This is a genomic window from Legionella sp. PATHC032, assembly GCF_026191185.1.
In the GTDB taxonomy this organism is placed as follows: Bacteria; Pseudomonadota; Gammaproteobacteria; order Legionellales; family Legionellaceae; genus Legionella.
Genome location: NZ_JAPHOV010000001.1, coordinates 1,195,635 through 1,217,431 on the forward strand (window position 1 = coordinate 1,195,635; position 21,797 = coordinate 1,217,431).

Consider the following 21,797-nt stretch of genomic DNA (forward strand, 5'->3'; position numbering starts at 1 on the left):
GTCATTTTATCTCCTTCTTGGTTATGACAATTGAGTGGGCTGAAATATAGCTTTGCCATTTCTTTTTGCTAAATCCTATGAAATATTTGCTTTGCTTTGTATAGTATACTGAGATTTTAGTATCTAACTAAGTTGATAAAAACTGATACTTAAATTAAAGAGGAATCAAAGGAAGAGAAAATGATTTCACCCAGATATAAGGGAATATTGTATTTGTCTTTAAGTGCTATCATATTGAGTGCGGCCAATCCAATTATAGCAAAACTGATCATACTTGGTAATGAGCATTTGGTGAATGGCCATAATCCAATATCCTTTTGTAACGTGCTTTTTGCAGGAAACCTTGTTGCCTTACTCACTTTAATTGTCATTCATTTTAGAGATCTCAAGAATTTTAAACCAGAACATTTAACAGGAAAAAATTGGTATTTGCTCTCCATTGCAGCTTTATTGGCTGGGTTTTTAACTCCTACTTTATTTTTCTTTGGATTGATGTATGCCAGTGTGATCAATGTTATTCTTATTTCAAATTTGCAGATCCCCATGACTTTATTGTCTGGCTGGCTCTTTTTTGGTGAGGTGCCTAATACTCGAGTTACTGTAGGGGCTTTTTTGGCCACTTTAGGTGTATTCGCAATAGTTTTTCTGCAATATTGGTTAGCTGCTTCAGTAAATCATGCTCCACCCCATGGAGTTAAAACAGATACTCTTTACGCCTTATTTAGCTCTATTCCTCATGCAGGTGAAATTTGCATCTTTTTGGCGGTAGTTTCCAGTACTGCTTCAACTGTTATTGGTTTTCATGCACTTAGAAGATTACCGGGGTATGTATTTGGCATTCTTCGAATGTTGTTAGGTGTTACTTTTTTCTTTTTTATAGCGATTAGTTTGTTTGGCTGGAATCATTTTTCTGATCTGTTCTCACCATTTTTATGGAAGTGGATGTTGTTCTATGGAAGTATTATTGTTGCTCTGCGATATCATTTTGATATGCTAGGGACGAAGTATGGAAATGTTGCCGAAGCCGCAATCAGTTCATCATTAGTTCCCTTAATATCTATAATTTTTACCTATTTGATTCTGGGAGAAATTCCGGGTATTTCTCAAATCATTGGAGGAAGTTTGATTTTGTTTGGTATATATGTTGCTTTACGAGGAAAATTACAATCCCTCGAACAAAGCAAAGTATTGGAAAAACCTTCAGGTTTTTCTGGTGTTTAGAATATCTATTTTACTGTAATTAAAGCCTTACTTCTGCTATTACACCAAGTAATAAAGGCAATAAGTAAGGCTTATGCTTAACCGCTTCAAATTAGTATCTATAGCAACGCAATTGTCCCCACATATTACGCCAGCATCCTGGATGCGCTGGTGCAGGAGTTGCAAAAGGGCCTGGATAGTTTAGAACACAAGTGCCATTATGAATGGCCCTATGATAACCTTCCCCGCATCCCTGAGCTGCATTTGCCGCTGATGTAAAAGACACAGCCATAAACAGAAGGCTTGTCACAACAGCATAACGTAACATCCTCGAAAAACACATGGTATGCACATTCATTGTACTCTCCTTATGTTGCTTCAATTATTTTTTAGCATACAGCATAAGTATAGAGTCAATTTTTAAATTATGCCTAAAATGTGATCATATTTTTTGGTTAGTAATATTTCGACTCTATAGATTAATCCATTCTTTATATTCCTTGATGCGCCATTTTGAGGTACACGGCTATTCACTGTATTTGAAGTCGATTCTAATGACGAAATAGTGTACAGGTAGTTATTCATCTAAAATTCAGAGAAGATTAATAATACGCTCTTGCTGACAACAAGATAATTTTCAGATCTGGACTACAATAAAAGTAGCAGGACAGAGAATTGAGTAGAGAAATGGAACGCTTTCAAGATCGTTATCAGGCTGGACAATTATTAGGAAGAAAGCTTAAATCTTATGCGAACCGAAATGATGTCATAGTGCTTGCACTACCTCGTGGGGGAGTGCCTGTAGCAGCAATGATTTCCGAGGTAATAAATGCTCCATTAGATTTAATGATTGTACGCAAACTGGGTGTTCCTGGGCATGAAGAGTTAGCTTTTGGTGCTTTGGCCAGTAATAAAATAAAAGTTTATAATGAAGAGCTGTTGCAATATTTGCAACTTTCTCAAAAAGACATTAATCAGGTCATTTCTCAAGAAGAAAACGAATTAGCAAGACGGAATAGAGCTTATCGTGGTGACAAACCTTTTCCTGATTTAAAAAATAAAATTATAATTCTGGTTGATGACGGTATTGCCACAGGAGCCAGTATGCGTGCAGCTGTTCTTGCTCTACGCAAGGAGTCACCTAAAAAAATTATTGTAGCGGTTCCTGTAGCGCCTGAGGATATGAATGACATGATGAAAAATGTTGCGGATGAATATGTTTGTCTGATATCCCCCCTGTCTTTTAACGCGGTAGGTCTTTGGTATGAAGATTTCTCCCAGACAGAGGATGAAGAGGTATTATATTTGCTTAGTAAATCATACGGTAGATCATTATAAAAATAACAAGTTCTGCTGTTTCAAAAATAGAACAGGACTTACGCAAAACGCCAATCTCTTTGTTAAAAAATGTTTTTAATTCGGTCATTTAGTGTATCTAAACTTTCTCATTAACAACATTTTTTGCCTTGACCTTGAGGTTTTTCGTAAGTCCTGTAGAAATTACTTCCCATGCATATTTTAATGATCATGAGAGTTACTTTACTGTGTTCATTCATATGCTTTGTTTGTTGATGAGTGAATTACGAGCATATTGTGAGGTCAAGGTGTTTTATCAAAATTCAAAAGTCTTAAGACTTTATGTCCATTTGCAAACACCTGACTTCATAAAAAGGTTACAGATTTAAATAATATAGAATTAAGCAGTATATTGAACCCCAAACAAAATAGCATTCATCATGGGGTTTTCATCGTCAATGCTCAAACTGGATCTTAGTGTGTTAGGATTGAAAACTGCAGTTGTTCCTGGATTTGCGCCAAGCGCGAACAAATAAGAGCCAGTAATAGCCCAGTTAGAATCAAAGTTATAGGCAACTCCCAACTTTGCTGCTGGCAAGACAGCAGTCCTGTTCGTTTTCATATCAAAATTATCCACTATAGGAAATATTTGAGGAGTGAAAAAGGCGCTAGTGTCTACTTGCATATTTTGAATAAGCGCACCTGCCTTGGCAGACCAGCTAAAATAGTTTTGAAAATAGGTAACGCCGAGCAGAGCATCAAATCCGCTCAAGGTATGCTTGATCGTCAAGGCAGCTGGAACCTGTCCTAAAGCTCCTGCAACACTTGGATTAATAGTAGTTCTACCATAGTAACCCCAGCCTACTTCGCCTGTGAATCCATATTGATCATCTATCATACTCAGCACACCGACAGCCAGGCGACCACTATAGCCTTGTTTATCTTCTGTCGAGGTGAGCGTATTGTTGGTACCGACTATAGTGAAATTGTATCCATCAATAGAACTCCAGGTGTATCCACCCTCAAGTGACACAAAAGTAGAGCAACAAGAATTGGAATCACCCATACCACCAGCATGGACAAAAGTACTGGACAGGGCAGAAATTAAGGGGAACAGGATAAATTTTTTCATGATTTAGTAACTCATTCCATGTTTATTATTATAAAAGTGAATAATTTAAATCAGTTAGAAAGGAATTACCAGTAAAATTAATATTGATGTTGGCTTCTTATAAATCATGGCAATTTTTTTTGTATTCTACTAGTATGTGTTTTTCTCTAAATTTACTCTTGTAAGGAAACATGAATACATCGAATACCTCCTTTAAAACTCTGGGAGCAATATGTATTGGCAATGCTATGGAATGGTATGATTTCATGATCTATAACTTCATGCTGCTTTTTATTGCCCAAGCTTTTTTTCCAAGTCATAATCGTGTGATTTCCCTATTAGCTACAATGGCAAGTTCTGGAGTAGCTCTGGTAATAAGGCCTCTGGGTGGTGTTTTTTTAGCAGTTTGGGCAGACAAACATGGGCATCATAAAGCCTTAATGCTGGTTTTTTATTTAATGGCTGCCGCAACCATGCTGATTACTTTTACACCAACCTATACCACAATAGGTTTGGCAGCTACTTGTGTCATTGTCTTTGCACGATTGTTGCAAGGCCTTGCAACTGGCGGGGAATTTGGAATCTCCAGCTCTCTATTGGTTAGCTTATCCCCAAGCGATAAAAAAGGGTTTTACACTTCCTTACAAATGGTAGGCCAGCTCTTGGCAATATTAATGGGTTCTTCAGCGTGTCTTATTTTAACTCTCTATTGTTCCAATGAAACCTTATATCAATTTGCCTGGAGAATACCTTTTGCTTTAGGGCTTTTGATTCTACCTTTAGGATGGATTTTAAGGCGTCGATTGCAACGAGAGTTTGTATGGAAGAAAGAGCAAAAGGGCACAAGACAATTCTTTACTTTAGCAAAGCAACAAAAACGTTCCTTATTGATCGCTTTTAGCCTCGTAGCAGGTTGCACAGGCTCGATTTATACTTTATTCAGTTATATGCCTACCTATTGTAAATTGTATTTGAATTTATCGTTGACAGAGGCGTATTTAGGTGCTGCAGTTGGAATTTTAGTCAGTATTCTTACTATTCCTTTTTTTGGAGCGCTGTCGGATAGAATAGGCAAAAAAATAATTATGTTATGTGCTTTGGCTTGTTATTTTGGATTAATTTATCCTTTGCTTTTCTTGCTGAACCAACATCCTGGTGTAAGTATTCTCATTTTGGTTGAAAGCATTTTAGGTTTGTGTATTGGTGCCTATTTTGGGGTGTTGACCATTACGGTGAGCTCTTTATTTCCACCATCAATACGATCTACCTGTTTAGCTGTCAGCTATAATTCAGCTGTCATGTTGTTTGGTGGTTTTGCTCCATTTATTATCACCGCATTGATTGAATATACTAAAAACCCTATGGTTTTTACTTATTATCAAATGACAACAGTTTCTATCAGTTTGCTGGCAGTTCTTTCTTATCAGGAAGAGAGGGAGACATCTGAGCATCATCGAGAACATCTCGTTGCAATTTAAAAGGTATGAATATGACGACTTTAGATTGGTTAAAACATCTCATTTCTTTTGATACTACTTCGCGGAACTCTAATCTATCACTGATTGAGTATTTAGCGAACGGGTTAAATGATTTTAAAATTAATCCTGTCTTAATTCACGATAGTAAAGAGCAAAAAGCTAATCTATTAGCCACGTTACCAGGAAAACAGAGGCATTTGGAGGGAGGAATCATTCTCTCTGGTCATACTGATGTTGTTCCTGTTGATGGTCAAATATGGGATAGCGATCCTTTTCAAGCCACTCTCAAAGATAACAAAGTGTATGGTCGTGGCGCGTGTGATATGAAAGGATTTATTGCGGTCGTGATGGCGTTAGTCCCTCAGTTGAAAGAAATGAATCTGGATTTTCCAGTTCATTTTGCATTTTCTTATGATGAGGAAATTGGTTGTCTTGGTGTACCTTCGTTGATCGATAAAATATTGGAACTCAATTATCAACCTCGTGCTTGTATTGTAGGTGAACCAACTTTAATGAAGCCTGTTGTGGGTCATAAAGGCAAATATTCTTATCGCTGTCAAATACACGGTGTTGCTGCTCACTCTTCATTAACGAATCAAGGATGTAACGCGATCGAGCATGCCGCGGCTTTTATTAGCTACCTTCGAGAGATGGCTAATGGATTTAAAAAATATGGAAATCGAGATTTTTCTTATGATGTTCCATATACAACGCTTACCACCAATCTTATCAAAGGAGGTAATGCTTATAATACTATTCCAAATTTATGTGAGTTTGTTTTTGAATTTAGAAATCTGTCTTCTGATAGTTCTGAGGAATTAAATCAGAAAATTATGTCCTATGTTAAGGAACAGCTTGTTCCTAACATGCATCATGATCATCCTGACTCTATTGTTAATCTTGATATCATTGCAAAAGCTCCTGGTTTGGATACGCCGATTATAGATCCTGTTGTCAGAGCAGCTCAAACAGTTTGCCAGAGTGATAAATTGATGAAAGTAGCTTACGCTACAGAAGCCGGACTATTTCAACAGGCAGAAATTCCCACTATTGTGTGTGGTCCAGGTAATATCGAACAAGCCCATAGAGCGAATGAATATGTTGAGGTAGAGCAATTACGTTTGTGTGAAGAATTTATAATCAATATGCTGCGATCTCATTTTTGAGCCTTATCAGATTGGTAAGTAAAGAATCATCGGTATTTGATACTGATTTTACTAGCACTTTTACAAGGTATTCACAAAGATATACACAGTTTTTGTGGATAACATGATTAGATGAAATTTGATTGGTTTTAAAGAAAAATACTTTTTTATCAATTGGTTATTACAATAAATGTTTTTTATGCCAGCATTTACCGTAATCATTTTATCTATAATCTTTAAAATAGTTTGCTTTGTAAGCTTTGGAGTACTGGACTTGGCTCGAGAGCTTATCAAGGTACAGATTGATTGGTTCTCTTGTAATTTGTTCCTCAGTTATTATAATGCCTTTTTTGACCGCAAGAGAAAATTACGTGTCCAAATTTATTTTTGTCATTGGAGGAACTGGGACCGGAAAAACGACTGTTTCAGAAGAAATTAAATCAATAGCAGAAGCGCAACATTTAACGGCTGCGATATTGAATCTGGATCATTATTACTTGCCCAAAAGTATGATAGATCCGAACAAGCCAAAGAATTTTGATGTGCCTGAAGCTCTGGAACAAACATTAATTCAACAGCATTTGCAGGATTTAGAAGCTGGTAAAACCATATTTAGACCGACCTATGATATGGCAAGTAGTGACAGGGTATTGAATGGGGAAATGAAGATTATTCCTGCTGATATCATTATTGTCGAAGGAATATTTGCTGGTGAGTATTTATCCTTTTTAAGGAATCAAACAGAAAAAATGAAAATTTATTTACAATCCAACCAAATAAATGACAATTACACCAGAAAGGAAGACAGGGATATGGTTGAAAGAAAAAGATCATCGACTCATGTTAATGTTGTGAAAAAGAATCAAATGGCAGGATTTTTTAGATATGTCGCTACCCATATGATTTCTTCAAATATGGTCATTGATAATCCTTGGCTTCCTCAACAAAATATGACCAGTAACGAAAAAATTCCTTTGATTGCAGGCGGTAACTTAATAAAATTAAATGAATTTTTATCTTCAACAGAGAATCATTTTTTATATAAAACATATAGTTAAGATATAGTTTATTGCCCCTTGGTGTAGACAGAGGGGCAATATAATATTTAAAATAGAGTTAATATTTCAGTGATTCTTTGTTAGAGTCACAATGCTCTTCATAGAGATCTTCTAATTCATGATAAGTATCTTGTAATGCTTCTACATCATAATGGTTTGATTTTGCTTTTTTTATTAATTCCTCATAATCTTGCACAATGAAATAATAGTCATCTGAGAGATCAATACCTTCCGCATGCTCGAAGCCTTTAATTTCGGCTAATAGATCTTCAAATTTTTCTTTTATCTTATTGAACTCTTCTTCTGTGCCAGACACTGGTGCTTGAGCTTCTTTTTTATTCATCCATTTAATAACCAAATATAAGGCTATGACGCCGATAGGTATAAGGGCAATTAATCCTAAATAACCCAAAGAATTTTGTGTGGGTGAGTTAAGGGTTGTTGTGCATTGATTATTATCAGGTGTACAAGGAGTTGTTGTATTGCCAGGCAGGGAAGTAAACAGTGGTTTATATGCATTGAGTGAAGGCGGAGGAGAAGAGAACATATCAACTGTTGGTATAGGGGTTGGCATTATCTTGAGTGGTTCAGGTGGCTGGGGAAGTGGAAGCCCTTTCAATTCATGTTGGATTTTCATCCAATCATGCATTGACAACATCAATTTATTAAGTGCCTGAGTTTGTCCGGCTATTGCTTCGAAAGACGTTTCTTTTAATTTAGGTTGATTTAAATGGCTAACGACTTCATTGACCCGGCTTTTTAAAGCCTTATTCGTTTTTTTGAGATCAGAAGAGCTGGATGGAAATTGAGAGAGTGTGTCCTGATTTTTAATGAAAATTTTTAGTTTCTCTTTTTCATTAGTCAGCCAATTTTTCCAGAAGGATAAATTTTGTTCCTCTTGTATTGCTTTATGATAAGCTTGTGTGTTCGCATCAATTATTTCATCAATATGTTCTGACGATGTGTCAATAAAGCTGTCAATTTGTGTCAGCAGGGATTGCATTTGATGTTTGAATTGATGGACAGTATAGACTTCGCCAGCTTGCCCCAGAAGATCCATGATTTCCTGGATGACCTTCTGAAATCGTTCCAATTCGTTAAGATCAGAGACTGCTTTGGCATAATGATCAAGGATCTCATCTTTCATAGTGATTAATTTGAAGTGAGGACAATCGCTTAATTGTTCTTTAGTCAAATGAAGTATAGGCAGGGGATCTGCGACTAATTCATTTGATTTTTGTGCACAATGTTTAGCTGCTTGGGTTGGATAGGAAGCGGAGTCACTGATTTTATCCAGCTCAAATTCATAAGAGTGGGGATTGACCGGATTGGCATTCAGAGCATAATGCAAGATTCTATTTCGTTCACTGGATAATTTTCTGATGTCTTTTGATAGCTCTCCCAGTTTGTCTCTTAGAAGTTGAGTTTCCAGCATGTGGTCCAGATGTGGGTGAATTTTATTATCCACTGTTTTGCGAAAATTGGCTAAAAATAACCGGTCCGATCCAACCAGGGGCGAAATATTTTTTTCAATAGTACGCAGGTAGCGAGTGACTGACTCAAGTTGATCTTTTACTTGTTGTATGTTGTTGTTCTGACTTAGCCCTTTTAAGATATTGTTCACATCAAGAAGGACAAAATTCATGGGTTGGTTTAAATGTTCAGGAGGTAACTCCTTATTTCTTAATAAAAGATAGTCACCCACTTTTTGCATTAAGTCATAAAGTTGTGGCCATTGGAGGCGCTGATTATCAATGGGTTGTACATGGAAATCATCGAAGCTTAACACATGTCTTGGCTTGTAGGCATTTGAATAGAACCAGGCATGTTCATAAAGATTAACCAAAGCTTGATCGTCGCTGGCAAACCAGGAGCTGGGATTATTAAGATAATCAGGATGAATCCCTGAGTTCGAACGAATTTTTAAAATCCACTCTCTGAAGTTTAATTCTTCTTCCGTGTAGCAACTTTCAGAATGGATCCAAAAGCGTCCTTTTTTAGGTAACGGTATATATGAAGCTTCCAGCTCTCTCTTTTCCTTTCCCATACTTCTCACTCCTTGAGAAAGCAAAAAAAAACTTAAGGTAATTCCAGATCAATACTAGATTAGCAATAGCTTTTTTTGCTGCCGATTAATAATATCCATAACCAACTGGGTAATTTTTCTTCCAATTTATTTGATAACACTCTTTGCGGAATTAAGCAATAGTTAGTCAATTGATTTGTTTTGAAACAAATTTAATTCTTGCACCAAGGAAAATGGAGGTGCTATTTCTTTCACCTGCTCCTGTTTTTTGATAAATTACAATTTTAATTTTAACGGATTGGTTATGCCTTCTTTTGATATTGTTTCTAAAATGAATGAAGTGGATTTGCGCAATGCAGTAGATAATGCAGTTCGGGAAGTGAGTACTCGATTTGATTTTCGAGGGGTTGAGGCTACTATTGAGCTTAAAGACCTGACCGTTACTTTGCGTTCTGAATCTGATTTTCAAGTGAGGCAACTTGAGGATTTATTCCGAAATCATTGCTCAAAACGTAACCTCAGCACATCAGGAGTGGATATAGAAGATGAACCTGTGCATAGTGGAAAATTCTATACTCTTACCATGACTTTTAAGCAAGGCATTGACCAACCTACTGCTAAAGAGATAGTGAAGTACATAAAAGACACTAAAGCCAAGGTCCAAACTTCTATTCAGGGGGATAAAGTGAGAGTGACTGGGAAAAAGCGAGATGATCTTCAAGAAACCATTGCTTTGCTAAAAAAATCAAATATTGAATTGCCTTTGCAGTATGAAAATTTTCGTGATTAATAAATATGAATTCGATATAAAAGGCGATGAATTGCCTTTTATATCTCTAAATGAAAGATATCAAGTAAAATAAATGCATATTTTATATGAAATTCACTTTCAAAGAGCCAGTATATGGTTCCAATTAAAGTCTGTTATTGTTAATTAATGAAATTACTTTTGCGTTAGATTTGGTTTTTCCGAACTTGGTATAAGCCATTGAAGTGAATTCATCTGCAGTCAAGGGTTTGCTCAGGAGGAAACCTTGTCCAAAATGACATTTTCTTGACACAAGATATTTTAATTGAGGTATGGTTTCAATACCCTCGGCAACAATACTCATTCCCAACTCATTAGCTAATTTAATAATGATGTCTATGATGACTACTTTTTCATGTTCGTTATGTATATCAGAGATAAAGGTTTTATCAATTTTTAAGCTGTCAATGGGGAGAGTTTTTAGTCTGTTAAGAGAGGAGTATTCTTTGCCAAAATCATCCAATGACAGCTTTATTCCCAAGCCAGAAATTATATGAAGCATTTTGGAGATTTCATCTTGATCTCCCATTAAAGCATTTTCAGTAATTTCAAGTTCAAGATATTCTGCAGGATATTGATATTCCAGTAATATTCTTTCAAGAATTTTAGGAAATTGTGGATTTGTTAATTGCACAGGAGAAATATTAATGGAAAAAGAAAGCATCTTGTTGTATTGATTAGCCCAATTCATTATTTGTGTGCTGGATTTTTGTAATACCCATTGACTCAGTTCTGTTATTAATCCCGTGTTTTCTGCTACTGGTATAAACTCATTAGGAGACACATTTCCCAGGGCTTCATTATTCCAGCGTAAAAGAATTTCTGCGCCAATAATCTCCATATTAATCAGGTTAAACTTGGGTTGGTAATACAGTTCAAATTCATCATTTTGCAATGCTTTTCGAAGATGAGATTCCAACTCGGATTCCCTATGCTGTGAATAACCTAGCTGTTCGGTATAAAATTGATAGGTATTTTTCCCGGAATTTTTTGCTTTATACATAGCCAAGTCCGCTTTTCTTAACAGATCTTCTGTAGTGTTTCCATCATCAGGAAAAATAGAGATGCCTATACTGACGGTTACTGTGATTAATTTGCCATTGATGGTATAGGGATTGTTTAATTCATTTAAAATTCGTTCTGCCAGATGACGTGCGCTGGAGGCGGACTCTATATTTAGAGAGATTAATGTAAATTCATCTCCACCTACTCTGGATAACAAATCACCTTTTCTAACTAAAAAAACCAGGCGATTGGCAAATTGTTTTAAAAGTTCATCGCCATGAAAATGACCAAAAGTGTCATTTATTGCCTTGAAATTATCTAAATCAATAAGCAGTAAAGCCAGAGAGGAGTTATTTCTTTGGGCATTAGCAATGGATTTATCAAGCAGATCTTCAAATTCCCTACGATTAAACAGATTTGTCAGAGGATCATGAGAGGCCATATATTTTAATTCTTCCTGTTTTATTTTTAAGTTTTTTTGCCCTTCCAGTACTGCTGAGTACGAAAAAACGTAATTAATTACAAAACAGGTGCATGGGATGAAGTAAACAACCACTTTAAGAAAATAAGCGATATTAAAGGCACTGTCATACGGAGTGGTAGATAATAACATGATGTATATAGCCAAGACGACTTGGGTGAGTGACATATAGAATACAGAATCAGATAAAATAGTTGGGTAAGATGCATAGGTTTTTGGGTAAACAATAATCATCAACATAAGATAGATAAAGACAGATATAAGTTCAAAAGGTCTTGAAACATAAGAATCATAAAACCACATATCAGGAATTTGTATTATTACAGCGGCATAATAAATGACTGCGATAGCAGCCAATACCAAAAAAGTAGTCAGTAGAATAAAAGTCACCAATCTTACTGGTTTATTAGAGCTTGCATGTACAAGTAAAGAAAGTCCGATAATCAGAATTAAGCCACTAACACTGTTTGAAAAAACCCAAATTAAAGCATCCAGATTATTTTTTTCAGGAGCTTGCAAAGCCAGACCATCAATGACCAGGGTATGAAGCGCTTCAATGGAGCCAGAGAATAGAATGGCAAGACCAATAATTAAAGCAACTTTATCATTACTCAATCGATATTGAGTAAATGCTAATAATACTGTTACTGCAGCGAGAGAAAATCCTGACCATTGTAAGAGAGTTTGTCGGAAGTAACCTCTAATTTGAGATTCAATGAGTTGAGAACCGACTATATTCCCATTATTTATTGTAATTGCCAAATTACTAAAATCTAAACCCCAGTTTAAACCTATGTAAGGCAGACCCAACAGCAAAATAATAATTAATACTAAAAAATGGGGTACACGTTTTAGAGTGGTTTCATTGAATACAAATGAATTATCCATTTTTTGTATCTCAAAATTCTTATATTTTAAAATTAGCATAAAATATGCCTGATATCTGGTTATTGGCAAAATTGCTAATTTTATCTCCTGTCCATGTTAGGCAACCTGAGGCTTTTTAAAATATTTTGAATCAGGGTATATTTTGGGCTGGATTTCTACTTGAGCATTATTAATGAGTTTTTCAATTTATTTGATTATTTCTGTGGCGTAGCGAAGTGCCCTCATTTCTGAAGACCAGAAATTTTCTGAAAGCCCCATTTTTAATTTTAAATGATTAATAAATTCATCTTTTGTTTTAACAGATTCCCAGACAGAAGGTAAAAAAGTAGCTTGATAAGGACCACAAATTAACACTAAACCATCGAGACCAATTTGCAGTTGTGATTTGAGATCTTCTTCACTGTTAAAGTGTAAAGGAGATAATGGTTTAATTAACGAAATAGTTAGTGACAGCTCTTTTAGTTCACATGGCTTTATTTGGGGGAAACGTGGGTCAGCACTTGCTGCCCGAATGGAATTGTAAATGACGTTATCTGCTAATCGCTCTTTAGCTATCAGGCTTCCCATGCAACCTCTTAGCATGCCATTCTTTTTTAGAGTAATAAAAGTAGGAACTCGTATCTGTAATAATTGACTATAATCATTGTAATTAATGGTTAATGCTTTATTTTCTTCTGTTTGTAATCGTATTGTTTCTTTTGCAATGTACTTCAATTCGTCTGCGCAATGTTCTGAAAATTTAAGTTTTTGGTAGAAGTGATAAGCGGCATAGCCTACTACTCTTTCCTTATCTCCAGCCGTATCGCCTGAGTTGCGTAAATCGAGCAGACGGCTGTAAACATGATTTTGGCGAGCAAAATACAGGAAACCACGCAGTGGAAAATAACCACAAGCGGCATCGTGAAGTATTTCTTCACCATTTAAAGTGTCTATGGAAAGGCAAGTCTTTTTATCTTCTCTTTGGGCTATATGATAGGGAAGATAATGGCTTAAATCAGAGCTGATAATCAGGAGGGTATCATCACCACCCCATATTCGGGCTATTAGACGGGCTACGTCTTGAGGATTTGTTTCTCCAACAACCAGGGGGAGTATTTTAAATTTGGAGAATATCATTTGGCAGAAAGGTAATTGTACTTCCAGACAATGTTCGTTTTGGTGAGCTTCAGGAAGTGAATAGACATAGGGTAAATCTATAATTCGAGTTAGTAACTCTTTATCTTGATCAACTTCTCCCAACGGTGTGGCAAATTTATCAACAGGATCATAGGCAATGCCTTTGAAATACAATCTATGCGCAGGGCCTAATATTATGATTTTATTGATGATATCTTTTTTATCGCGTAAAGAGGCATAAGCAGAAGCGGCTACAGGTCCTGAATAGACATAACCAGCATGTGGAACTAGTATTGCTTTTGGAGCAGGCTTATGAATTGGCGCTTTGTCCAGAAAATTCAATACGCTTTGTTTTAAAGTCAAGGGATCGTCGGGATAAAAATACCCAGCTACGGCTGGTTGACGGACGCTCACAACAACACTCCGGAACAACTGCAGATACTATACTTATAAATATAGACCAAGAGTTGATTGAGAGCTATTTGATGTTTGATACTATTCCAACCAAATACTGGCATAAGCTGGAAGATGGGCGTATACAATGTGATGTGTGTCCTCGTAATTGTAAATTGCGTGAAGGGCAAAGAGGGTTATGTTTTGTCCGCGCTAACCTGGATAATCAAATAAAATTAACTACCTATGGCCGATCCAGCGGTTATTGCATAGATCCCATTGAAAAAAAACCACTGAATCACTTTTTGCCGGGTAGCCCTGTATTATCTTTCGGAACTGCAGGATGTAATCTGGCTTGTAAGTTTTGCCAGAATTGGGACATTAGCAAATCCAGAGATATTGATACATTGGCGGATGCTGCGATGCCAGAAGATATTGCAAAGGCAGCGCAAAATTTACACTGCCTAAGTGTGGCATATACATACAATGATCCGGTGATTTTTATGGAATATGCCATTGATGTTGCAAAGGAATGTCATAAGCTTGGCATTCATTCAGTGGCAGTTTCTGCAGGTTATATTAATCCTGAGCCGTGTAAAGAGCTTTATTCATACATGGACGCTGCCAATATCGATTTAAAATCCTTTAGTGAAGATTTCTATTACAAAATTACTGGCTCTCATTTACAACCTGTTTTGGATACGCTCATTTATTTAAAGAAGGAAACCAGTGTATGGTTTGAAATTACTAATTTGGTGATTCCAGAAGAAAATGATTCTGATGCTGAGTTTGAGAGCATGTCGGAATGGATTATGACTCACTTGGGGCCTGATATTCCTTTGCACTTCACTGCGTTTCATCCAGATTGGAAAATGATGGATAAGCCGCCGACCCCATTTTCAACTTTACAAAGAGCCAGAGAAATCGCTATTAAGACAGGCTTGCATTATGTTTATACAGGAAATGTTCACGATACAACAGGCAGCAGCACCTATTGTCCTCATTGTAAATTACCTGTGATCGTAAGGGATTGGTATCGAATATTGGATTATCGTTTGGATGATGCCGGATATTGTTTAAATTGTCATACGCAAATTGCAGGAGTATTTAAAGGAGCAGTTGGTCATTGGGGTCCAAGAAGAGTAATGGTTAAATTAGGTTGTTCTTAATCTTCACATAATAAATTTTTAGTATTATATGTCATGTTTTTATACATGGTGGATTAATATGAGATTTCAAGATTCTGACTTTGAAGAACGTTATAATACAATGTGGAACAAAATTGCAGTCTCTGCTGATGTTCAAATAAGGCAATTATTTGGCGCCAAAGGATTCTTTAGTGAACAGCAGCCAAATTACTATCAACTCCTTGTAAACTATGCTCAAGCGGCCAAAAATATTGTCGATAATTTAAATCGTCAATCTCCAATGTTTGATGACAAAGAATATGTTGAAGGCTATATGATTGCTACTCTCCAATCGGTATATAAAGATTTTTCTCAATATAAACCGAGAATTGCAGGGCGTTATGGAGAGCGATCAAGCTGTGTTGAACTGATTAACAAGACCTTGGATTGGGTACAATCCTTTGACTTAAAATTAGAAAATCTCTCTGAATCTGATGATGAGATGAAAATTACTTTCTAATTCGTATCCTATCCTGTATTACGAGAATTCTGTAATGCGGGATAGCAGCATTTCCCTATTATATCTTACTCCTAATAGATGCCTCTGTTTATATGGAACCAGGGCATCAACGTTTATTCATCATTAGTTGTGCTATAATTGAACAATGATTACAGGGAGGTATGATGAAACAATTGGTTGTTCTAGGATTTTCCATATTACTTCTAACTTCCCCTTTATCAGCGCTGGATGTTGATACCTATCGTAGTTCACAAAAACAATTAAATACAGAGGATAAGGCGGAACAGGGTGATGCTCAAGCACAATTTGAATTAGGGCTCCAATATGAAAAGGGTGATGGTGTAAAAAAAGATTTAAAAAAAGCGATTTATTGGTATCAGAAAGCTGCAGATCAAGGACAAGCTGAGGCACAAAATAATCTTGGTGTATTGTATCTTAAAGGAGAAGGTGTGCCACAAAACAATCAGCAAGCTATGTATTGGTTTAAGAAGGCTTCGGAACAGGGTTTGGCAATTGGTCAAAATAATATAGGAATTCTATATGAAAATGGTCTGGGGGTTAAAAAAGATCTAAGCCAGGCTTTTCTCTGGTATCAAAAGGCTGCTGAAGGCGGAAATTCAGACGGCCAATATAACCTCGCCGTTATGTACATGTATGGCAATGGTATACCAAAAGATATCAAGAAGGCGATTCACTGGTATATCAAAGCAGCGGAGCAAGGAGATCTTGATGCTCAAAATAATCTTGGTGTTCTTTATGAGCGAGGCGAAGAGGTTCCAAGAGATTTAAAAGCTGCTATTAGTTGGTATACCAGAGCAGCAAATGAAGGTTCATTGATTGCTCAAACTAATCTTGGTGTGTTGTATATGACTGGTGATTCTTCCATTCAAGATGGCAAGAAAGCAATATATTGGTATGAAAAAGCAGCGGCACAAGGTGGGGAAAAAGCACAAAATAACCTTGGATATATTTATGAACAAGGAATTGGTACAGAAAAGGATATGAAAAAGGCTATTTATTGGTACGAAAAAGCCGCAGAGAATGGATTTACTCTGGCTCAAAATAATTTGGGTGTTCTCTATTCAAATGATGGCGAGCTGCAAGATTACAAAAAGGCTTATTTATGGTTCAAAAAAGCGGCAGATCAGGGATTTGCCGAAGCCCAAAATAACTTGGGTTTAATGTATATGAAAGGTCGTGGATTGCCAGTTAATTTTCACCAAGCAGTCTCGTGGTATAAGAAAGCAGCGGAACAAGGATTGCCTTTAGCACAACATAATCTGGCGATTATGTATATGAAGGGGTTGGGTATAAAGAAAGATAATAAACAAGCCAGCAAATGGTACCAAAAAGCTGCTGAAAAAGGGTTGGATTTGGCGCAAAACAATTTGGCGGTTATGTATATACGAGGCGAAGGGGTGAAAAGAGATTTTAAGAAGGCGATGTATTGGTATCAAAAGGCAGCTGAACAAGGTTTGGATTTGGCGCAAATTAATCTGGGTATTATGTATCTTGACGGCATGGGTGTTAATAAAGATTTAGCTAAAGCAAAATACTGGATTGGAAAAGCCAAGGACAGTGGATCTCAAGATGCACTGACCATATGGAATGAAAATAAACTGTGGAAATATTAGTGATCATTGGTGTGGATCTTGGTTGATGTATTGTGCAAAATGATCAAGTCTGGTTATATTATTAAAATAAGCTGAATAACCTAATGGATTAGAAAAGGATGTCTGCTGCTCGCCAAATCAACAATCCGAAAATGAGACAATGGCGAATATTGTTGGTTTACAACATTTACAGAATAGTAAGTATTTTTCTATTTTTAGGCATTTATTACTTCAGTTATATCAAAAAATATTATCCCTTATTATTTCTCTGCATCGCTTTTTCTTATTTAATATTTGCTTTGATTTTTCTTTATTTTTGGCATAGAAAAATTTTAAGTTTTGATAAGCAGGTGTTTTTATCGGGTACGATTGATGTCATAGCCATTTCCAGCATGCTAGGTATCATTGGTAATTTGGAATCCGGTTATGGCATATTATTAAATGTGACTATTGCTGCTTTAAGCATTTTAGTTCCTGGGCGGTTGGCCATCTATTTTGCATCACTGGCCAGTTGTTTATTGCTATGTGGGAATGTGTTGCAATTTTTTATTTATAATCAAAAGGACTTAAGCACTTTTTTTTATAGTGGAATCTATGGGGCTGGTTTTTTTGCAACGGCTATCACTGCCTGGTATTTATCCAATTGGGTCAGAATGTCTGAGAGCCTGGCCAGACATCGTAGTTACGAATTAGCAGGGATGCAAAGACTCAATGAATATATTGTTGAACGATTGCATTCAGGCATTATTTATGTTGCAGAGGGGAAGCGAATCCGGTTGATGAATACTGCTGCTCGCGAATTCTTTAATGTGAGTAAACATCATGCAATTCAAAAATTGGATCAGCTATCTGATTCACTTGTATCCAAATTTGATGATTTTCTATTAAAAACAACGAATAATGAACGTACGGCTCAAACTATTATTGAAGAGCCTTATCTTAGAGTACATTTTTTTTCTACTTCTGTTGGGCATAAGTTTGAAGTACTCATTATTCTGGAAGACATGACTTATATTGCACAACAAGCACAACAACTCAAATTAGCAGCTTTAGGGCGTTTTTCGGCAAGTATTGCTCATGAATTACGTAATCCCTTGGGTGCGATTGCTCATGCTATCCAATTGTTTGGAGATAATGAGGATTTAGATGAAGAGAATACTCGTTTAAAACAATTAATCATGAACAATTGTGAGCGAATGAACAGGGTGATTAAAAATGTATTGCAACTTTCAAGACGTCAGAAATCTCAACCACAGGTTAATGAACTTTCAACATTTTTAGAACATTTTAAACAGGATTTTACTCACAATAATCCCTGTAATCTTACGATAAAATTACCTGTCAATAAGCCTTTATCGGTTGTTTTTGATAAAAGTCAATTGGAGCAGATTTTGGTCATATTGTGTGAGAATGCCATTCAACATGGACGGGATCATGAAGGTTATGTGGATATAATCATTGCTGCCAAATCTTCTTCGAATAAAATAACTTTGACGGTATGTGATTCTGGACCGGGTGTACCTCCTGAACACAGAGATAATATCTTTGAACCATTTTTTACCACCTTGCGAGGCGGCACTGGGATGGGGTTATTTATTGCCAGAGATTTGTGTGAAATTAATCAAGCCAGGCTAAATTTGTTAAAATCAAATAAGGGATGTTGTTTTGCGATCACTGTTAATCCATCGGATGAACTTTTAATATGACTAAAAGCAAAGTGCTTGTTATAGATGACGAACCAGACATAAGAGAGTTATTAACTCTTACTTTATCGCGCATGGGCTTGGCTTGCGATGCGGTGTCTGATTTTAAGCAGGGCGTAGAACATATAAAACAAAATTATTATTCTTTGGTTTTAACCGACATGCGTTTGCCTGACGGAGATGGTATAGAAATTGTTAAATTCATTCAGAAATACAAACCACAGTTGCCAGTCGCTGTTATTACTGCTTATGGAAATGTCGAGGGTGCGGTCAATACTTTAAAGGCTGGCGCATTTGATTATGTATCCAAACCTGTCGACTTGAAAATGCTGAGAGATCTCGTCAAGACGGCACTATCCATGCAAAATCCGTCTACCGAGAGTTCTGATGAAGGTCTGTTGGTTGGTGAGAGCCTTGTAATGCAACAACTTCGTGAGAGCATTCATAAATTAGCTCGCAGTCAGGCACCGGTTTTCATTCAAGGTGATTCAGGTGTTGGGAAAGAACTTGTTGCTCAGTTGATTCATACTAATGGTCCCAGAAAAGATAAGCCATTTATTCCTGTCAATTGTGGTGCCATACCTGGTGAGTTGATGGAGTCAGAGTTTTTTGGTCATAAAAAAGGCAGTTTTACAGGAGCGATTTCTGATAAAACAGGATTATTTGTTGCAGCTCATGGTGGTACTTTGTTTCTTGATGAAATTGCCGAACTTCCTCTTGCCATGCAGGTTAAATTACTACGCGCTATTCAGGAGAAGGCAATTAAACCAATAGGTGAGTTATATGAAATTCCGGTGGATGTTCGCATTCTAAGCGCGAGCCATAAAAATTTGATTGAAGAAATCAAGGCAGGGAGGTTTCGTCAAGATTTGTATTATCGAATTAATGTGATTGAGCTGCGTGTTCCAACTTTAATGGAAAGACTTTCTGATATCCCTTTCCTGACAGAGGCAATATTAAAAAAATTATCTAAAAATCAAAACAGAAGCTTGGTTAAAATCAATCCAGATTGTTTTGAAATATTGAGCTTTTATCATTTTCCAGGAAATGTCAGGGAGTTGGAAAATATCCTCGAGCGTGCCATGGCTATGTGTGAAGGAGAGGTCATAGAACCAAGCGATTTACATTTGCCCAGAACAACGATAACCCCAGCTATTGCAGCATCCTCCGTATCAACTAACTTAAATGGCTATCTTCAGGATCAGGAAAAGGAATTAATTCTTGATGCCCTTGAGAAAACAAAATGGAACAGGACAGCTGCTGCGCAACTATTAGGTATCAGCTTTCGCACTCTCCGCTATCGATTAAAAAAACTGGGTCTTGATTAGATGTTGTGCTATGAAGATTTTCAGGAGTTAAAATATCAGAAAATTGTTTTTCATCTGTGTTTGAAATCTGATAATTCATAGTCTAAGTTTATAGAACGCAATGAACTGTTGTTCAAAGCGAAAAAATATAATTGATTAAAATTAAGGAAGAAACAATGAACTCATGGAATAGTGTTGTTTTTTTAAAAACTAAAAATGCCTGGTCAGATTCTGCTGCAATAGCAAAGATGAACGGTGTTCAAAGTCTTTGGTCTACCTCTGGGGATTGGGACTGGTGTATAAAACTTGACTCCAAACACTCAAGCCCTGAGGAAACTGCTTTGTTTGTTAAAAATTTAAGAAATGCTGATTGGGTTGCAGATACCAAAACCAGTTGGTGGAAAGAAGTTGCTGTAAAGTAATTTAATAAGATGGACCGTTTGGGAAGTTACAATGATATTTATTGTAATTTCCCATCTGGTTATCAATAATTCCATGATAGAACCCACTGCCACTTCGTTTTCCTGGAGTTTTTCAACAACAAACCTGTTTAGGCATGTTTTATTATAAATTCCTGGAATTTTTGTTGTGCCTCACGTGCGAAGAAAAATCCAAAATGAGTGCCATATTCAATCCAGAAACGTTCTTTTTCTTTCGATGCCAATCGCTCATAAGCGAATACGCCATTATAAAATTTTACATCAGCATCATGTGTCCCATGGATTATTAATGCAGGGCAGCTAATTTTAGCAAAATCATACCAGCTGGTTTTTACACCTTCTGCCATATCATTCATGGTTCCTATTTTACGAGCCTTATAGTCTGCTATGCTATACATCAGCTCAGCAATGATTTCCAGGTGCTCCCGACAATTTAATATCTCTTTCACTCTGTTATCTACACGAGCCGGATCGAGGTAACCTTCCAGTTTAATTAAATTCTTAATAAACGTTTTTGGAAAATAAATCATGCTTTTTTTTGTCAACCATAAACCAAAAGCAGTCATAAATAGGGTTTGAGCCAATTTGCCGGATTGTTCAGGCATTAAATATTCCCCAGCTATAGCATCTATTGCAATGATTGCTTTAGTTTTTTTCGGGTGACGAATGGCAAAAGGATACAGAAAAAGTCCGCCAGCTGATATGGCTACAATAACTGCGCTGGGAATATTCAAATAATCCAGTAATCCGGCCAAGGCATCTGCCTGCTCTTCCGCTGTTTGTCCAGTGTCAATCGGTGTTCCCAAATAACCAGGACGAGAAGGACAAATCATTTGGTAACCTTCAGGAATATAGCGCTTGAATAAAAGTACAGCTTGATCATAACCACCACCTCCACCATGAATAATCAGTACAGGTTTTCCATCTCCATAAGTAACATACTCCATATTACCCATGGGTAGCCTTACCAATTGAGGTTGTGAAATATCTAACCCTGAATTCAGTTTTTGACGCAAAAATACTTGAATTTCATTCATGGTTACTCCCTATCCAACTTGAAAGCAAAGTAATACCAGGTTGTT

Annotated in this window: 18 protein-coding genes; 12 read left to right on the plus strand and 6 right to left on the minus strand. The window is 36.6% G+C overall.

From position 1 onward, the window contains the following. Nucleotides 1-180: 180 nt before the first annotated feature. Entirely contained in the window at nt 181-1,221 is a 1,041-nt protein-coding gene (locus OQJ02_RS05470; RefSeq protein WP_265718231.1) for a DMT family transporter, read from the plus strand. Nucleotides 1,222-1,312: 91 nt separating this feature from the next. Here OQJ02_RS05470 and OQJ02_RS05475 read toward each other — a convergent pair whose 3' ends face one another. Continuing rightward, the gene (locus tag OQJ02_RS05475) at nt 1,313-1,558 is read right to left on the minus strand and encodes a hypothetical protein (protein WP_265718232.1); all 246 of its coding nucleotides are present in this window, start codon (nt 1,556-1,558) and stop codon (nt 1,313-1,315) included. Between the two features lie 329 nt (nt 1,559-1,887). Between OQJ02_RS05475 and OQJ02_RS05480 the strand changes: the two genes are divergently transcribed. After that, nucleotides 1,888-2,538, plus strand: coding sequence for a phosphoribosyltransferase (locus OQJ02_RS05480; protein ID WP_265718233.1), 651 nt, complete (start codon nt 1,888-1,890; stop codon nt 2,536-2,538). Between the two features lie 358 nt (nt 2,539-2,896). Here OQJ02_RS05480 and OQJ02_RS05485 read toward each other — a convergent pair whose 3' ends face one another. Then, a complete protein-coding gene (locus OQJ02_RS05485; RefSeq protein WP_265718234.1) occupies nt 2,897-3,628 on the minus strand; it encodes a hypothetical protein in 732 nt (243 codons plus the stop codon). Nucleotides 3,629-3,798: 170 nt separating this feature from the next. On the opposite strand from OQJ02_RS05485, the gene OQJ02_RS05490 reads away from it, so the two are divergent. From OQJ02_RS05490 to OQJ02_RS05500, 3 genes are all read left to right on the plus strand, one after another. Next, on the plus strand, nt 3,799-5,085 hold the full coding sequence (locus OQJ02_RS05490) for an MFS transporter (RefSeq protein ID WP_265718235.1): 1,287 nt from the start codon (nt 3,799-3,801) through the stop codon (nt 5,083-5,085). 11 nt (nt 5,086-5,096) lie between these two features. Further along, entirely contained in the window at nt 5,097-6,251 is a 1,155-nt protein-coding gene (gene argE / locus OQJ02_RS05495) for an acetylornithine deacetylase (protein WP_265718236.1), read from the plus strand. Nucleotides 6,252-6,601: 350 nt separating this feature from the next. After that, nucleotides 6,602-7,288: a uridine kinase gene (locus OQJ02_RS05500; RefSeq protein WP_265718237.1), complete on the plus strand. Its 687-nt coding sequence runs from the start codon at nt 6,602-6,604 to the stop codon at nt 7,286-7,288. A 58-nt stretch (nt 7,289-7,346) separates the two neighbouring features. On the opposite strand, the gene ravR is transcribed toward OQJ02_RS05500, so the two are convergent. Then, nucleotides 7,347-9,359, minus strand: coding sequence for a Dot/Icm T4SS effector RavR (gene ravR, locus OQJ02_RS05505; RefSeq protein ID WP_265718238.1), 2,013 nt, complete (start codon nt 9,357-9,359; stop codon nt 7,347-7,349). A gap of 259 nt (nt 9,360-9,618) precedes the next feature. Here ravR and OQJ02_RS05510 point away from each other — a divergent pair, with 259 nt between their 5' ends. Further along, the gene (locus tag OQJ02_RS05510; RefSeq protein ID WP_265718239.1) at nt 9,619-10,104 is read left to right on the plus strand and encodes a YajQ family cyclic di-GMP-binding protein; all 486 of its coding nucleotides are present in this window, start codon (nt 9,619-9,621) and stop codon (nt 10,102-10,104) included. Nucleotides 10,105-10,228: 124 nt separating this feature from the next. Here OQJ02_RS05510 and OQJ02_RS05515 read toward each other — a convergent pair whose 3' ends face one another. Continuing rightward, on the minus strand, nt 10,229-12,535 hold the full coding sequence (locus OQJ02_RS05515; RefSeq protein ID WP_265718240.1) for a putative bifunctional diguanylate cyclase/phosphodiesterase: 2,307 nt from the start codon (nt 12,533-12,535) through the stop codon (nt 10,229-10,231). A gap of 147 nt (nt 12,536-12,682) precedes the next feature. Further along, entirely contained in the window at nt 12,683-14,026 is a 1,344-nt protein-coding gene (gene amrB / locus OQJ02_RS05520) for an AmmeMemoRadiSam system protein B (RefSeq protein ID WP_265718241.1), read from the minus strand. A 71-nt stretch (nt 14,027-14,097) separates the two neighbouring features. Between amrB and amrS the strand changes: the two genes are divergently transcribed. From amrS to OQJ02_RS05550, 6 genes are all read left to right on the plus strand, one after another. Further along, nucleotides 14,098-15,174: an AmmeMemoRadiSam system radical SAM enzyme gene (gene amrS / locus OQJ02_RS05525; protein WP_265718242.1), complete on the plus strand. Its 1,077-nt coding sequence runs from the start codon at nt 14,098-14,100 to the stop codon at nt 15,172-15,174. Between the two features lie 58 nt (nt 15,175-15,232). Beyond that, nucleotides 15,233-15,652 carry a lpg1171 family Dot/Icm T4SS effector gene (locus tag OQJ02_RS05530; RefSeq protein ID WP_265718243.1) on the plus strand — a complete coding sequence of 140 codons (420 nt, stop codon included), beginning with the start codon at nt 15,233-15,235 and terminating at the stop codon, nt 15,650-15,652. 164 nt (nt 15,653-15,816) lie between these two features. Continuing rightward, nucleotides 15,817-17,286, plus strand: coding sequence for a Dot/Icm type IV secretion system effector LidL (gene lidL, locus OQJ02_RS05535; RefSeq protein ID WP_265718244.1), 1,470 nt, complete (start codon nt 15,817-15,819; stop codon nt 17,284-17,286). 98 nt (nt 17,287-17,384) lie between these two features. Then, entirely contained in the window at nt 17,385-18,971 is a 1,587-nt protein-coding gene (locus OQJ02_RS05540) for a sensor histidine kinase (protein ID WP_265718245.1), read from the plus strand. Further along, a complete protein-coding gene (locus OQJ02_RS05545) occupies nt 18,968-20,296 on the plus strand; it encodes a sigma-54-dependent transcriptional regulator (RefSeq protein ID WP_265718246.1) in 1,329 nt (442 codons plus the stop codon). The genes OQJ02_RS05540 and OQJ02_RS05545 overlap by 4 nt, the downstream gene beginning before the upstream one ends. A 155-nt stretch (nt 20,297-20,451) precedes the next feature. Continuing rightward, nucleotides 20,452-20,697 carry a hypothetical protein gene (locus OQJ02_RS05550; protein WP_265718247.1) on the plus strand — a complete coding sequence of 82 codons (246 nt, stop codon included), beginning with the start codon at nt 20,452-20,454 and terminating at the stop codon, nt 20,695-20,697. A gap of 128 nt (nt 20,698-20,825) precedes the next feature. Here OQJ02_RS05550 and OQJ02_RS05555 read toward each other — a convergent pair whose 3' ends face one another. Next, nucleotides 20,826-21,752 carry an alpha/beta fold hydrolase gene (locus tag OQJ02_RS05555; protein WP_265718248.1) on the minus strand — a complete coding sequence of 309 codons (927 nt, stop codon included), beginning with the start codon at nt 21,750-21,752 and terminating at the stop codon, nt 20,826-20,828. Nucleotides 21,753-21,797 lie beyond the last annotated feature (45 nt).